We start from the raw sequence: 14,166 nt of genomic DNA on the forward strand, positions 1-14,166 counted from the left end.
GGGCCCCACGCGCCGACTAAATCCGGCGCGTGGGGTCCTCCTTGACCGACTTCAGGTGGGTCCAGGACTCAAACCCGTGCACGCTCGGATGCGCACGCAGCGTTTCGAACGCCGCGTGTAAGCCGCCCGCGCTCGTCGCGCGCACTGTCATGACGGCGTCGAACCGGCCAATCGTTGACACCGCAAACTCGACAAACGGCAGGCGGCCGAACTCGGGCAGCGCATCCTCCGCGCTCCCATGCAGCGTCAGCCCGACACCGCTCGTGAGCACCTGACCGAGCCGCCCGCGGTCCTGCACGACCACGATCTTCGCGAGATGCGCATCCAGGAGGCGATTTACGCGCACGCGAACGGCCGACCCCGAGAGCCCGACCTCTTCGGCGAGGTCTTGCCAGCTCGTGCGGCCGTCGAGCTCCAGGTGTCGCAGCAGCTCGCTATCGACCTCGTCGATCTGAATGGGCGCAAGCGTTTCGTGCTCGAGGTAGCCCTTGTAGACCCGCGAGTACACGAGTGAGTTGATGCGCGCGACCTCCGGGCGCGCCCTGACTTCCGCGAGGAGCTCGTCGAGCTGGGCATGGGTCTCCGCCCGCGCTTCAAAGATGAAGTCGTGGGCTCCGGACGTCACCGACACGAACACGGCGTCTTTGCGCTCGCTCACCATCTCAAGCACCGGTTCGATCGGGCCGTGGGTCCGCACAGACACGTGCGCGATGACATTCTTGCCCGAGAACTCCGGATGCAGCGCCGCGACCACCCTGAGCTCACCGTCGTCGAACATCTGCCGCAGCCGCGAGGTAACGAGCGATCGGGGCGCGCCGATGTCCTTGGCGATCGAGATCATGCTCGCGCGCGGATCGCTTCGCAGTGCCGTAACGAGCCGTTCGTCCAGCTCAACCAGGGGTTCGCTCATGTCACCATTCTCCGTCGGAGGGATGCACCTCCGCTCGCCATTGCAATTTGAAGCAACATCGTTGATGATAGACACATCCACAAGCAGATTGCTCAAAAACTCTGCCGAGCGGAATCAAGATAAAAGCAAAATTGCCGTTTCGCATTGGCACTGAGTGCCAAATATGACTGGCTGACGCCATGAAACTCAAACCAAAGGTGGTTCGACCCTCATGAGTTCCCCCCAAGCTCCCGTCCAGGAGTTCACACACAAGCGCGCGATCCGGGCTGGCTTCGCATCCTTCGTGGGCACCTCGATCGAGTTCTACGACTTCTACGTCTTCGCAACCGCTGCGGCCCTCGTCTTCGGGCCGATCTTCTTCCCCGAAGCAGACCCGGTCACCGGAATTCTCGCGTCGTTCGCGACCTACGCGATCGGCTTCCTCTTCCGCCCGCTCGGCGGCATCATCTTCGGCCACATCGGTGACCGCATCGGCCGCCAGCGCTCGCTCGTGCTGACGCTGCTGCTCATGGGTGTCGCGACGACCCTCGTCGGCGTCCTCCCGGTGTACGAGAACGTCGGCATCTGGGCCCCGATCATGCTGCTCATCCTTCGCGCCATGCAGGGCCTCGCGGTCGGCGGCGAATGGGGCGGCGCAGTGCTCATGTCCGTCGAGAACGCGCCCGAGCGCTACAAGGGCCTCTACGGCGCGTTCCCCCAGCTCGGTAACCCGATGGGCGCGCTCCTCGCGTCCGGCATCTTCGCGCTCCTCACCATCAATGGCGACCAGTTCCTCCTCGATGGCGGCTGGCGCATCCCGTTCCTACTCTCGGCAGTGCTGATCGCGGTGGGCTTCTGGGTTCGCTACCGCGTTGAAGAGACGCCAGTGTTCGAGCAGCAGCAGGCCGAGGGCGGCGTGCAGAAGAACCCCCTCAATGATGCGGTCAAGCGCAACTGGAAGGCGATCCTGATCGGGATGGGCCTCATCCCGATCTCGACCGGTGGCTACTACATCGTCACGACCTTTGCGACCTCGTACGGCACCGAGCCATCCTTTGGAATCGGCATCGACGCGAACGACATGCTCACCGTCCTCTCGGTGGCCGCGCTGTGCGAGCTCATCTCGACGCTGTTCATCGGTGCCCTCGCCGACAAGGTGGGGCGCAAGCAGACGTTCTTCTGGAGCCTCGTCATCACCTCGGTGCTCGTGATCCCGATGTTCCTCACGATGTCACCCGAGAACCTCGGCATCATGTTCGTGCTTTTCGCCCTGACGCGCGTCGCGATGAACGGCACCTGGGCACCGCTTAGTTCGATCATGGCGCAGATGTTCGACGCAAAGTCGCGCCAGACGAGCCTCTCGGTGTCCTACAGCTTCGGTAACGCTATCTGGGCAGGCTTCTCGCCGCTCGTCGCGACCTGGCTCTTCCAGCAGACCGGCTCGATCTGGTCGGTCATCACGATGTTCCTCATCATGGCCGCGATCAGCATCGTCTGCCTCTTCCTCGCCCCGCAGAAAAAGGACTACGTCTTCGACCCGCGCACCGCGGCGGTTACGACCGACGGTGCCGTCGACCTGAACACGAACGGTGCCACGAAGTAGCCATGCGGAAGATTCATACCTTCGACGAACCGCGCGAGGACTGGACGCCGCTCCTCGTCACCGCCAAGACCATTCTGACGGCGGACGAGGACGCGCCCCGCGCATCCGCGATGCTCATCGCTGGTGAGCGGATCGTCGCGGTCGGCACCGCCGACGAGTGCCGGGATGCGGCCGGTTTCCTCGGCCTGACCGCCCCTCGCGAGCTTGACCTCGGCGACGTCACGATCACCCCGGGCTTCATCGACCCGCACACGCATCCGCTCATGCACGGCCAAATGCGCATGTGGGTGGACTGCGGGCCGAGCCAGGCCGCAACTATCCCCGAGATCGTCGCGCTGCTCCAGCAGCGCGCGGCCGAGACCACGGGCGACGGCCCCATCCGCGGCTACGGCTACGAGCACCGCAACCTCGCCGAGGGGCGTCACCCCACGCGGCACGAGCTGGATGCGGTCGCCACCGATCGTGAGGTCTACCTCATGAACGCCTCCGGGCACGGCGGCGTCGTGAACAGCTTCACGCTCGAGAAATACGGCGTGACGCGCGACACCCCGAACCCGCCGGGAGGCGAGTTCTTCCGCGACAGCGAAGGCGAGCTCACCGGAGAGCTGTCGGATGCGGCGTGCAACATCCTGACCGGCGTCGAGGGCGTCAAGATCGGCAACCACGGCCCGAACCTCCACCTCGGTGACAGCATCGAGGACCACATCGAGCAGCTCCGCACCGCGCAGGACTCCTTCCTTCGCGGCGGGGTCACGGCGGTCGGCGACTGCCAGGTCACGCGGCGCGAATTCGACATGTACCTGCGTCTCGCCGACACGGGCGACCTCAAGATTCGCTACAACATGTACTTCCTCTCGCACCTGCTCGACGAGGGTCTCGAGATCGGGATGCGCGGGGCCTTCGGCAACGGCTACCTCAGCTTCGCGGGGTTCAAGTTCTACGCCGACGGCACGCTCGGTGGCTGGACGGCGTACTTCCCCGACGGCTATGCGGGCGATCCCTGCCGCACGGGCATGCTCTACCACGAGCCCGCCGAGTATTCCGAACTCATCCGCCGCGCCCACGAGGCGGGGCTGCAGACCGCGACGCACGCCCAGTCGCCCGACGCGATCGGCATGGTGCTGGACGCGATCGAGGCGGCCCAGGATGCGCATCCTCGCCCCGACGCGAGGCACCGGATCGAGCACTGCGGGTTGCCGAGCTCCGAGCAGATCGAGCGCATGGCGAAGCTCGGCGTGCATCCGGTGAACCAGACCCAGCACTACTACAACTGGGGCGAGGGCGTCGTCGACGCGATCGGCGAGGCCGGAGCGCGCTTCAACCCGCTCGGCGAGTTCGAAGCCGAGGGCGTGCCCGTGACGCTGAGTTCGGATGCACCGGTCGCCGATCCCCTGCCGCTGCAGGCGATCCAGACGGCGGTGACCCGCACGACCGCCCGCGGCGCGCAGCTCGGGGACGCCAACCTGCGCATCTCGGTCGAGAGCGCGTTCGCCGCGCACACGATCGCGGGCGCTCGGGCGCTCGGCCGCGAGGATGACCTCGGCTCGATCACCCCCGGCAAGCGCGCCGACTTCGTTGTGCTCGGTGGGAATCCCCTCGAGGTCGACCCGACCACGATTCAGGACATTCCCGTGCTGCAGACCTGGGTCGGCGGCACCGCACAGTTCGATAGTGCCGAGCAGGCGGCAGCGGCGGTATCCGCGGCAGCGGCAACGGCAACGGCAACGGCAACGACAACGGCCGCAGCGACGGCAACGGCAACATCGGCAACGAAGGAAGGAAGCGCATCGTGGTAGTCACCGCAAACGTCGGTCGCGACATCCTCACGACCATCCGCAACTACGGAATCGACACGGTCTTCGGCATTCCCGGCACGCACAACCTCGAGTTCTACCGACACCTGCCCGAGCTCGACATCCGCTGGATCACGACGCGGCACGAGCAGGGCGCGGGCTTTGGGGCCGACGGCTGGTCGCTGCAGACCGGCCTGCCCGGCGTCGTCATCACGACTTCCGGCCCCGGGATGCTCAACGCACTCGGCAGCGTCGCGAACGCTTACGCCGAGTCGCGGCCGCTCATCGTGCTCACGCCGGGTGTCCCGCTCGGCGAGGAGTTCGCCGACATCGGCTCCCTGCACGAGACCAAGGACTCGGTGGCCGCAGCCGCCGCGGTGTCGGAGTGGGCTCGCCGCGTTCGCTCGGGAACCGAGGCCGTTCAGGCCGTCCACGACGCGTTCGAGCATTTCCGCACGGGCCGCCCGCGACCCGTCGTCATCGAGGTGCCACTGAACATCCTCGAGGGCGAGAGCGATTGCCCCGCCGAGCTCCTCGAGGCAAAGCCCGCGCCCGCGCCCGCCGCCGGCGACGACCAACTCATCCAGGCCGCGGCCGAGATCCTCGCGGGCGCCGAGCGCCCCGTGATTCTCGCGGGTGGCGGCTCGGTGCAGGCTTCGGCGGCGGTACTCGAGCTCGCCCAGCTGCTGGATGCGCCGGTGGTCACCTCCCTGAATGGTCGCGGCGTGATCCCCGAGACGCACCCGCTCGCGGTCGGCGCTACGCTGCGGCTCAAGGCGGCGCACCGGCTCGTGAACGGGGCGGATGCGCTACTCGCGATCGGCACCAAGATCGGCGAGGCCGAGCTGTGGTGGGGTCCGCTCGAGCCGAGCGGCAAGGTCGTCCGCGTCGACCGGCTCGACTCCCAGCTCGATAAGAATTTGCCGGCGGATGTCGGCATCCGGGGCGACTCGCGGTCGATCGTGCCCGCGCTGCGCGAGCGGCTCGCGGCACAGAGCACATTCGACGCAGCCCGCCCATCCCACGCATCCGGCGCCGACCGGGCCGCGGCGGCTCGCGAGGAGATCGAGCGCGAATCGCGCGAATGGAGCCCCGAGATCGCTGGCCTAAGCGACGCGATCGCCGCGGCCATTCCGGAAAACGTCGTCCTCGGGGCCGACTCCTCGCAGGTCTGTTACTACGGCACCGCGAACCACGTGCCGCTCAACCACCCAAACTCGTACCTCTACATGGCGACCTACGCGACGCTCGGCTACGGGCTGCCCGCCGCGATCGGCGCGAAGCTCGGTGCCCCCGAGCGCCCGGTCGTCGCCGTGATCGGCGACGGTGCCCTCATGTTCTCGATCCAGGAGCTCATGACGGCGAGCCAGGAGTCGCTCGACCTCGTCGTGGTGTGCGTCGACAACGGCGGCTACCGCGAGATCGAGCAGAACGAGGCCGACCGCGGTATCGAGCCGATCGGCGTCCGGCTGGTGCAGCCGAACTGGCCACAGCTCGCGGATGCGTTCGGCTGGGAAGGGTCGACCGCATCCTCACCGGCCGAGGTGACCGAGAGCATCCGCCGCGCGATCGCCGAGGGCGGCCGCCACTTCATCCACGTTCCGTTCGCCGAATTCGAATCGAAGGAGATTGACGCCGCATGAGCGAGCCGACCGCACTAACCAACCAGAACGAGGTAGCGCCGCTGACCGATGCCGCCAACCTGACGGACGCCGCCAAGGCCACCGCCCGCGAATGGATCGACGAGCACATGCCCGAGCTGTCGGCCTGGCACCAGCGCATCTGGGATCTCGCCGAGCCCGCGTGGCGCGAGCATGAATCGGCCGCGTGGTACGTGAACCTCCTGCGCGAGCGCGGCTTCGAGGTCGAGGCCGGTTCCGCCGGGATGCCCACCGCGTTCTGCGCCGAGTGGAGCAACGGTGCCGGCCCGCGCCTGCTCACCTACGCCGAATACGACGCCGTCCCCGGGAACTGTCAATCCGCATCCTCACACCTCGCGCCTCGCGAGGGCCTGCCCGCCGAGGCCCCGGGCCACACCGACCCGCACTCGGCCCTCGGCATCTCGACCCTCGCCGGACTGCTCGCGACCCAGCACGCGATGCGCGAGCACGGCATCCCGGGATCGCTGCGGTATACGGGTGAACCCGCCGAGAAGATGCACGGCTCGAAGGTCGTCCACGGCCTGCGTGGCTACTACGACAACGTCGACGCGATCGTGAGCTTCCACCCCTTCTATATGCTGCCGCTGTGCAACACCGCGCGCCTCGACACCCAGTGCGGCGCGTACTACTCGAAGGTGTATGAGTTCGTGTGCGATGAGCCGGAGACCTGGCAGCTCACCGCCAACCCGAACTCGCCGATTCCCGCATCCCACTCGGCCGCGCGTGCCCCCGGCGCGAATATCGCCCTGATGCAGATGCACTCGGCGTCGCGGATGATGCAGGATGCGATGCTCCCGAGCGTCGGCGGCTGGAGCCTGTCGGATGCGATCCTGTCCTCGGGCCAGGCGACTGCGGACAACCTGCCCGCGCGAATCGCGCGCATCCAGTACTCGTGGCGCACGCCGGACATCGAGATGGCCGAGCACGTGCTCGCGGTGCTCGACCGCAACGCCGAGCATGCCGCCGCGATGGCGCACTGCCGCGTCAACGACACGTGGATTGCGCGCTCGCGGCCCGGGCTCACGAACCACGTCATGACCGACGTGCTCTACCGCAACCTCGAGCAGGTCGGGGCACCTACCTACGGTGAGGATGCGATTGCCGCGGCGCAGGAGATCCAGCGCCAGCTCGACATCGAGCCGATGGCGAAGCCCTTCCTCGACGAGTGCGAGCGCCTCATCTCTCCTGAGGATGCCGAGCGCGAGCTGCGCGAGCACATGCCGGCCTGGCAGCGCAACTGGACGAGCGACGACTACGTCGAGATGACGCACTACGCGCCGACCGTTCGGTTCTACATCTCGCGCCCCGCGCTCAAGCCCGCGCCCGGTCGCGGCGCCTATCCGGGGTGGGTCATGAACGCGCTCGGCGGCATCCCCGCGGCGATCGACCCGACGATCGAGGTCGCTGGCAAGACCGTCGCGGGCACCTTCATCGACCTGTTGCTCGACTCGGATGCGCTTGCCCGCGCCGGCGAGGAATTCTCGCGTCGTTCGGCCGAGGCTTCGCTGGCGCCGCTGCTGCCCGCCGACTTCGAGCCGCCCGTCGAGCTCGCGTGGCCGGAGTATGTGCGCGATGCCGAGGGCAAGCGCCGCTGGCTCGGCGCCGGGGCACTCGGCTAGTCGCGCTTCCCACTCAACGCTTTCCTGTCTCCCCTCCTTTCGAAAGGACTCACCCATGGCCGAAAACTACGTCACCTACGACACCGGCAAGGTCGGCCCCGCCGACGCAAGCATCTCGCCGCGATACGCCGGCATCGCCACCTTCGCGCGTCTCCCCCGCATCGAGGAGGTGCCGAACCCGGACATCGCCGTCGTCGGCGTCCCGTTCGACTCGGGCGTCAGCTACCGACCGGGCGCGCGCTTCGGTCCCGCGCACGTCCGCGAATCCTCGCGCCTGCTGCGTCCGTACAACCCCGCGACCGGTGTGGCGCCGTTCGCGTCGGCACAGATTGTCGACGCCGGTGACATTGCGGTCACGCCGTACAACAACCACGACGCGATGGCCGCGGTCGAGCAGGCCGCGAACGAGCTTCGCGCGGGCGGCCGGAAGCTGCTCACGATCGGCGGCGACCACACCGTCGCGCTGCCGAACCTGCGCTCGGTGTACAAGGACCACGGCGAGATCGCGGTGATTCACTTCGACGCGCACCTCGACACGTGGGACACGTACTTCGGCGAGGACACCAACCACGGCACGCCGTTCCGCCGCGCGAGCGAAGAGGGCCTGCTCGACCTCGAGCGCTGCCTCCACGTCGGCATCCGCGGGCCGCTGTATGGCGAGCAGGATCTGCGCGACGACGAGCGCCTCGGCTTCGCGATCATTTCGAGCGTCGAGATCGAGAACGAGGGCGTGCCCTCGGCGATCGAGCGGATGCTCAAGCGTGTCGGCGACCGCCCGGTGTACATTTCGGTGGACATCGACGTGCTCGACCCAGCGCACGCCCCTGGCACCGGCACCCCCGAGGCCGGCGGCATGACGAGCCGCGAGCTGCTACGGATGCTGCGCGCGCTTGGCGCGTGCAACGTCGTCGGCGCCGAGGTGGTCGAGGTGGCACCCGCGTACGACCACGCGCAGCTCACAGGCATCGCTGCCGCGCACGTCTCGTACGAGCTGCTCTCGGTGATGGCGGCGCACACAGCTGCTGCTGCCGAGTAGGAGCGAAGCGACGCGTCGAGGGGCGGTTCCCGAAGACGGTTCCCGAGGACGGTTCCCGAGTACGGGTAAAGCGACGCATCGAGGGTTTTCCCTGATGCGTCGCTTTGCTGTGTCATCGATTGGTTCGATGCAAATCGCTCCGCGATGCACTCAGTGAGCGGGCGAGGCTCGCGAGATACTCGCCGGCCGGGCGCTAGTCGGCGAGCTTTGTGCGCCTCCACCGCTCGCGGAGGCGGTCGCGAATCGAGTCGCCGTCCGGATCTCGTTCGAGCTCCGGCAGGGGCTCGTTCCAGGCCTTGATGAGCGCCCATGCCACGGCGGTAATCGGCACCGAGAGCAGCGTGCCGACGATGCCACCGAGGATCGTCCCGGTCGTCAGCGCGAGCAGAACCACCAGTTCGTGCAGTCGGAGCGAGCGTCCCAGCACGATCGGCTGCAGCAGGTTGCCCTCGAGCTGGTTCACGACAACCACGATGGCGACGACGATCACCGCAGGCCAGAACCCGTTGGTCACGAGCGTCACGAGCGCGGCGACGACACCGGCGAGCGTCGCACCCACGACCGGGATGAACGCGCACACGAAGACGACCAGCGCGAGCGGCAGCGCCAGCGGTACGCCGACAAACACGAGGCCCAGGCCGATGAAGATCGCATCCACGAGCGCGACGATCACGGTGCCACGTACATAACCACCCATGACGTTCACCGCACGAGAGCCCATGAGCTCCACGCGGCGGTGCTGCGCGCCCTTGAACGGCTTGATCAGGAACGACCAAATATTCGGGCCGTCCTTCAGGAAGAAGAACAGCACCACGATGAACAGCACGAGTGAAGTAAGGAACGACGCCACGCTACCGATGCCGGATGCGAACCCAGAGCCGATCGCGCCGTAGTTCAGGTTGGCGAGCCACCCCTGAATCGTGCCCCACAGATCATTGATCGCGGTGGTGTTTAGCTCAAACTGCGGGAACGTCGTGTTCCACCAGACGAGGGTCTGTTCGACACCCTCGGCTACCGTCTGCGACAGCGTCGGCCACTGGCTGCGCACCTGTTCCACGACGATCCAGATGAGTCCCCCGAAAATGACCACCACCGCGAGCAGCACGACGACGGTGGATAGGGCCCGTGGCCATCGCCGCTCGCCCAGCCACGACAGGACAGGTTCCATCGCCGACGCAATGATGAGCGCGAGCAGCACCGGGATGACCACGATCGTGACCTGAAGCAGCCCGAGCGTGACGAGCGCGACGGCCGCGACGACGATCAGCAGCTGCAGCGAGCGAACCGAGATGATACCCATGCCGTCCGTCCACGGCGCCGCGGGATTCTTCAGATTCGAGAAGCGCCCTTGCCGCCGCTCCTCTTCGTTGACCGCGCGAGAGTCGGCTTCCTCCCGAAGCTCGCCCTCAGACCAGGTCTCCGACTCCCCCGCCATAGCATCTCCGTTCACATCCGTCACAATGTCATCATCCTTTCGCATCTCCCCGACCGTCGCATCCACCGCTGCGCCCATTCTGCGCATCCGCGACCTCGTCGGACCGGGCCGACGCTCGTGCCGCGAGCCGCGCATCCGCGACCCCGCCTGACCGGGCCGACGCTCGTGCCGCGGGCCGCGCATCCGCCGGTAGGATGGTGAGCAAACGTCGCCGACTTAGTCTCAGGAGTGCCGATGCCGAAGATTCTCGTGCAGGTCATGCCCAAGCAGGAACTGCTTGATCCCGCTGGAAAGGCTGTGCAGCGCTCGCTCGCCAGCAACGGTCGTGAGTACCTCACGGATGTGCGTATCGGCAAGCGCTTCGAGATCACGACGGACCGCGAGGCAACCCCGGAGCTGCTCGAGGAGATCGCCGAGCTCGCCGCGAACCTGCTCTCGAACGACGTGATCGAGGACGTCATCTCGATCGAGGTCGCCGACGAGGAGCCCTTCGACCCCGCGCAGACCGAGACCGTGACCGACGACGGCTTCCTGCCGACCGGTGCATCCAGCGACAAGCAGGCCCAGCAGAACGTGCAGGGCGAGTAGCAATGCGCGTTGGTGTCATCACTTTCCCCGGTTCGCTCGACGACCGCGACGCCCAGCGCGCGGTCGAGATCGCTGGCGGCGAGGCCGTCGCGCTCTGGCATGCCGACCACGACCTCAAGGGCGTGGATGCGGTGGTTCTGCCCGGTGGGTTCAGCTACGGCGACTACCTGCGTTGCGGCGCGATCGCGGCCCAGGCGCCGATCATGACCGAGCTCGTCGAACAGGCCGGTCGAGGCCTGCCGGTGCTCGGCATCTGCAACGGATTCCAGATGCTTGTCGAGGCACACCTGCTGCCCGGCGGCCTGATTCGCAACGACCACGGCCGCTTCATTTGCCGTGACCAGCGCCTGCGCGTCGAGAACGTCGACACTCCGTGGACCTCGCTTTACGAAAAGGACGAGGAAATCGTCATCCCGCTGAAGAACGGTGAGGGCGGCTACATCGCCGACGACGAGACGCTGAAGCGCATTGAGGGCGAGGGCCTCGTGGCCTTCCGCTACCTCGGTGCGAATCCGAACGGCTCGGCGAACGACATCGCGGGCCTGCGGAACGAGGCCGGAAACGTCGTCGGCCTTATGCCGCACCCGGAGCACGCGGTCGAGCCGGGCTACGGCCCCGACACCTCTGAGCGGATGCGCTCGGGCGTCGACGGCCTCGGGATGTTCGCGAGCGTCTTGCGCTCCCTCGCCGCGGCGTAAGGGGCGGCGCTCTCCGCGCCTTCCTTCCCGTCTTCGAGCCCTCCCACCTTCCGAGATCCGTCACTAGATGTACCGGGCGAGCTCGGGACTGCATCCAGTGACCGGCCTGCGGACGGAAGCTCGCCCCGCCAAAGAAAATTGTGCACGCATGAGGAGAGTCGCCGGCGTGTCGCCGCGTGTCGTGCTCGTACGTGCACTTTTCTGCGGCGCCCTGAGCTTGTACCCGCGCACAAAGCGGTGGCCAACAATTCATTCATTGGCTAGTTCGCGAAATCGACGCTCCACCTAGGCTTTAAGCCAACAGAATGAGGTGAAATGCGCGAAGAGTTCGGCGAAGTTGATCGGTCCAAGTGGGTCACCCCGCACGAGAGTCAGCACGACCATGTCGAGCGCATCAACACCTCCGTGACGGGTGTGCCGATCTCCCCTGCGCCGGCTGTCGACGAGCTCATGAGCGCACCGGTGCTCGGCACCTCGACGACGCCGATCACGACTTCGATCTCGCTCGAGGAGGAGGCCCGCCTCAAGGAGGCCGGGCAGCCCGTCCCGAAAAACCTATTCGGGTTTCTCAACAAGGTGGATGCGCGACTCGTCGCGCTCCTGGGGTCGGTCGCGGTCGGGCTCAACCCCGTATTCACGACGCTCTCCGGCGAGAACGCGGCAACCGCCGTCTTCTTCCGGTTCGCGATCGCGCTCATCCCGCTCGGCATCTTCGCGATTCTCGAGTGGCGCTTGAACGGGCGGATGCGCGGCCGCGACGTGCTGCTGCACCTGCTCGCGGGCGTGTTCTTCGGCCTCGACGTCGGCCTCTGGATCCCCGGGGTGCTCTTGGCGGGCGCAGGCATCGCCACCGTCGCCGGTAATCTGCAGGTCATCATCGTGCCGCTGCTTGCGTTGCTGATCTTCCGCGAGAAGCTGACGATGCCGTTCGTGCTCGCGATTCCCGTGATGCTCGGCGGCGTCGTACTGCTCAGCGGCGTGATCGAGCAGGGCGACTTCACGGGCGACACATTCCTCGGCGTGATGCTCGCGGTCGCGGGCGGTTTCGCCTACGCCGGGTACATCATGATCATCGGCCGCGCCCGGGCAACCGGTCACGCATCCACCTACGTGTTTTTGTCCTCGCTGTCGGCGATGGTCGTGGGCACTGCCGTCGCCTCGGCCTGGGGCGCACCGAACTTCACTCCCGACCTCAAACCGTTCCTCATCCTCGTCGTAATGGCGCTGCTCAGCCAGGTGATCGGCTGGGTCGCGACCTCGAGCGCGCTGCCGCGACTCGACTCATCCACCGGCTCGATGCTGCTGCTCACGCAGCCGCTCGTTGCGATTCTCGGAGGCGTGCTGATTCTTGGTGAGCAGATCTCGGTGCTGCAGTGGGTCGGCATCATCGCGATCATCCTCGCGGTCTGGTTCACGTCGTATGCGTCGGCGCGGCGCCGCAGTCGCCCCGCGGATCGCGCGCGAGCGGAGCGCGAGCGGCGGCAAACTCCCGAGTAGCGAAGCGTACCCCGAGTAGCGAAGCGTACCCCGAGTAGCGAAGCGTATCGAGGGCGGTGGCGCGTAACGAGCCAAGGGCACGGCCGCGTCGATCCACCGGTCCCCGGTAAGCTAACTCGGATGCATCCCTCACGCCTCCTTCACGTCGTCTCAACTATCGAGGCCTGCACGTGGGCATTTCTTATCGTCGCGATGCTGACGAAATACGTGTGGGCGCCCGAGCTCGGGGATGTGCTGGTCGCCTTCGCGGGCGCGGCGCACGGCACCGCGTTCTTGCTCTACCTTTTCGTGTCGACGGTCGTGGGCGTGAACGCCCGCTGGCGCTGGTGGATGTTCTTCCTTGCGTGGGCGAGCTCTGTCCCGCCGTTCTTCACGCTGCTATTCGATTGGTTTGCGCACCGTCGCGATCTGGTTTCCGCGAGCTGGTTCGCGCCAGAAGTTGAGCGCGAACATGGCGAACTGCATCCGCGCCTCGCGGGTGTCGTGCGCTGGACGATGTCGCGACCGATCACCCAGGCGGCCACCGCGATTGCCGCGTTCTTGTTCATCCTGACGCCCTCGCTCGCGAACTAGTAACCGCATCTCTCAACGCCTGCCGAATTTTAAGTCGCCGCCGTAGACTGACCTCATGAAATCGATTCTCGAAGACGTGCTTAGCGCTGCGCGGACACTCTCGCGCTCTGAGCGCGCCGAGGTCGCACACGCGTTGATTGCCACCCTCGAAACCACAACCGACGTCGACGACACCCGTTACGCAGAACTCAAGGCCGAAGTAAATGTCGGGCTCGAGGAGCTCGACCGTGGCGAAGGGATCGAGATCCCCGCCGAATCTCTTGAAGAGTACCTCCAAGGACTCGGCCTGATCGCCTCCGATGGTGCAGGCAAGCCCGCCCCGTGACCTACAAACTCGTGCTCGCTCCTGCAGCGCGCGCAGACATCATCAATACGCTCGAGTAGTCAGGAAAGAACTTCGGTGACGATGTGCGCGGAGGGTACGAAGCTCTCATTGTCTCAGCCATCGAATCGATAAGAGACAATCCGCGAGTTCTCGGATCACGGGAACGCGATGACCTTGCAAGCGGCCTACGGACGTTTCATCTGCGGGGCTCCCGTAACAAGGTCAGTCCGGCAGCGCGACGCATCGCCAGCCCACGTCATTTCGTGGTCTATCGGCAGACCGACGACATTGTTCAGGTGGTGCGCCTGTTGCATGAGGCAATGGATATTTCCGTAGTGCCTTTTGCAGAATAGCCTCTCTGAGGATAGCCCAGCCCCACCTCTCATCGAGCTCTCATAGTCGGCTCATTCGCGGTTCATGCGCGTGAACCATTGTGGGATTGTCAGCAA

14 protein-coding genes are annotated in these 14,166 nt (G+C 66.4%); 12 read left to right on the top strand and 2 right to left on the bottom strand.

Annotated elements, in window-relative coordinates:
• Positions 1-16: 16 nt before the first annotated feature.
• Positions 17-910 carry an Lrp/AsnC family transcriptional regulator gene (locus GMOLON4_RS10895; RefSeq protein ID WP_026936931.1) on the bottom strand — a complete coding sequence of 298 codons (894 nt, stop codon included), beginning with the start codon at positions 908-910 and terminating at the stop codon, positions 17-19.
• A 211-nt stretch (positions 911-1,121) separates the two neighbouring features.
• On the opposite strand from GMOLON4_RS10895, the gene GMOLON4_RS10900 reads away from it, so the two are divergent.
• The 5 genes from GMOLON4_RS10900 to speB are packed head-to-tail and all read left to right on the top strand — an operon-like array spanning position 1,122 to position 8,601.
• The gene (locus tag GMOLON4_RS10900) at positions 1,122-2,492 is read left to right on the top strand and encodes an MFS transporter (RefSeq protein WP_051266814.1); all 1,371 of its coding nucleotides are present in this window, start codon (positions 1,122-1,124) and stop codon (positions 2,490-2,492) included.
• 2 nt (positions 2,493-2,494) lie between these two features.
• Complete coding sequence (locus GMOLON4_RS10905; protein ID WP_084147499.1) at positions 2,495-4,288, top strand: amidohydrolase; 1,794 nt, start codon at positions 2,495-2,497, stop codon at positions 4,286-4,288.
• Entirely contained in the window at positions 4,282-5,928 is a 1,647-nt protein-coding gene (locus tag GMOLON4_RS16490) for a thiamine pyrophosphate-binding protein (RefSeq protein ID WP_026936930.1), read from the top strand. Before GMOLON4_RS10905 ends, GMOLON4_RS16490 begins: the two co-directional genes overlap by 7 nt.
• Positions 5,925-7,565 (top strand): zinc-binding metallopeptidase family protein, encoded by a 1,641-nt coding sequence (locus GMOLON4_RS10915; RefSeq protein WP_245575445.1) that lies wholly within the window; start codon positions 5,925-5,927, stop codon positions 7,563-7,565. The genes GMOLON4_RS16490 and GMOLON4_RS10915 overlap by 4 nt, the downstream gene beginning before the upstream one ends.
• A gap of 55 nt (positions 7,566-7,620) precedes the next feature.
• Positions 7,621-8,601: an agmatinase gene (gene speB / locus GMOLON4_RS10920; RefSeq protein ID WP_026936928.1), complete on the top strand. Its 981-nt coding sequence runs from the start codon at positions 7,621-7,623 to the stop codon at positions 8,599-8,601.
• A gap of 193 nt (positions 8,602-8,794) precedes the next feature.
• Here the strand turns inward: speB and GMOLON4_RS10925 are convergent, their stop codons facing one another.
• Complete coding sequence (locus tag GMOLON4_RS10925) at positions 8,795-10,060, bottom strand: AI-2E family transporter (protein ID WP_245575442.1); 1,266 nt, start codon at positions 10,058-10,060, stop codon at positions 8,795-8,797.
• Position 10,061: 1 nt separating this feature from the next.
• Between GMOLON4_RS10925 and GMOLON4_RS10930 the strand changes: the two genes are divergently transcribed.
• The 7 genes from GMOLON4_RS10930 to GMOLON4_RS16440 all read left to right on the top strand — a co-directional run bounded on the left by GMOLON4_RS10930 (position 10,062) and on the right by GMOLON4_RS16440 (position 14,070).
• Positions 10,062-10,187 carry a hypothetical protein gene (locus GMOLON4_RS10930; protein WP_265576750.1) on the top strand — a complete coding sequence of 42 codons (126 nt, stop codon included), beginning with the start codon at positions 10,062-10,064 and terminating at the stop codon, positions 10,185-10,187.
• 83 nt (positions 10,188-10,270) lie between these two features.
• Positions 10,271-10,624, top strand: a complete 354-nt coding sequence (gene purS, locus GMOLON4_RS10935; RefSeq protein WP_084147498.1) for a phosphoribosylformylglycinamidine synthase subunit PurS — start codon at positions 10,271-10,273, stop codon at positions 10,622-10,624.
• Positions 10,625-10,626: 2 nt separating this feature from the next.
• Positions 10,627-11,322 carry a phosphoribosylformylglycinamidine synthase subunit PurQ gene (gene purQ, locus GMOLON4_RS10940; protein WP_026936927.1) on the top strand — a complete coding sequence of 232 codons (696 nt, stop codon included), beginning with the start codon at positions 10,627-10,629 and terminating at the stop codon, positions 11,320-11,322.
• A 315-nt stretch (positions 11,323-11,637) separates the two neighbouring features.
• The gene (locus GMOLON4_RS10945; protein ID WP_051266809.1) at positions 11,638-12,819 is read left to right on the top strand and encodes a DMT family transporter; all 1,182 of its coding nucleotides are present in this window, start codon (positions 11,638-11,640) and stop codon (positions 12,817-12,819) included.
• Positions 12,820-12,939: 120 nt separating this feature from the next.
• A complete protein-coding gene (locus tag GMOLON4_RS10950) occupies positions 12,940-13,392 on the top strand; it encodes a DUF3817 domain-containing protein (protein ID WP_084147497.1) in 453 nt (150 codons plus the stop codon).
• A 55-nt stretch (positions 13,393-13,447) separates the two neighbouring features.
• A complete protein-coding gene (locus GMOLON4_RS10955) occupies positions 13,448-13,717 on the top strand; it encodes a hypothetical protein (RefSeq protein ID WP_026936926.1) in 270 nt (89 codons plus the stop codon).
• Positions 13,718-13,800: 83 nt separating this feature from the next.
• Positions 13,801-14,070 (top strand): type II toxin-antitoxin system RelE/ParE family toxin, encoded by a 270-nt coding sequence (locus tag GMOLON4_RS16440; protein WP_084147496.1) that lies wholly within the window; start codon positions 13,801-13,803, stop codon positions 14,068-14,070.
• Positions 14,071-14,166 lie beyond the last annotated feature (96 nt).

This window comes from Gulosibacter molinativorax (genome assembly GCF_003010915.2).
Taxonomy (GTDB): Bacteria; Actinomycetota; Actinomycetes; order Actinomycetales; family Microbacteriaceae; genus Gulosibacter; species Gulosibacter molinativorax.

Bases quoted from the DNA above. Each gene is read 5' to 3' on its own strand.
- GMOLON4_RS10900 (WP_051266814.1), top strand. From the start codon at position 1,122: ATGAGTTCCCCCCAAGCTCCCGTCCAGGAGTTCACACACAAGCGCGCG.
- GMOLON4_RS10950 (WP_084147497.1), top strand. From the start codon at position 12,940: ATGCATCCCTCACGCCTCCTTCACGTCGTCTCAACTATCGAGGCCTGC.
- purS (WP_084147498.1), top strand. From the start codon at position 10,271: ATGCCGAAGATTCTCGTGCAGGTCATGCCCAAGCAGGAACTGCTTGAT.
- purQ (WP_026936927.1), top strand. From the start codon at position 10,627: ATGCGCGTTGGTGTCATCACTTTCCCCGGTTCGCTCGACGACCGCGAC.
- GMOLON4_RS10945 (WP_051266809.1), top strand. From the start codon at position 11,638: ATGCGCGAAGAGTTCGGCGAAGTTGATCGGTCCAAGTGGGTCACCCCG.
- GMOLON4_RS10895 (WP_026936931.1), bottom strand. From the start codon at position 910: ATGAGCGAACCCCTGGTTGAGCTGGACGAACGGCTCGTTACGGCACTG.
- GMOLON4_RS10930 (WP_265576750.1), top strand. From the start codon at position 10,062: ATGTCATCATCCTTTCGCATCTCCCCGACCGTCGCATCCACCGCTGCG.
- GMOLON4_RS10955 (WP_026936926.1), top strand. From the start codon at position 13,448: ATGAAATCGATTCTCGAAGACGTGCTTAGCGCTGCGCGGACACTCTCG.
- GMOLON4_RS10915 (WP_245575445.1), top strand. From the start codon at position 5,925: ATGAGCGAGCCGACCGCACTAACCAACCAGAACGAGGTAGCGCCGCTG.
- GMOLON4_RS10905 (WP_084147499.1), top strand. From the start codon at position 2,495: ATGCGGAAGATTCATACCTTCGACGAACCGCGCGAGGACTGGACGCCG.
- speB (WP_026936928.1), top strand. From the start codon at position 7,621: ATGGCCGAAAACTACGTCACCTACGACACCGGCAAGGTCGGCCCCGCC.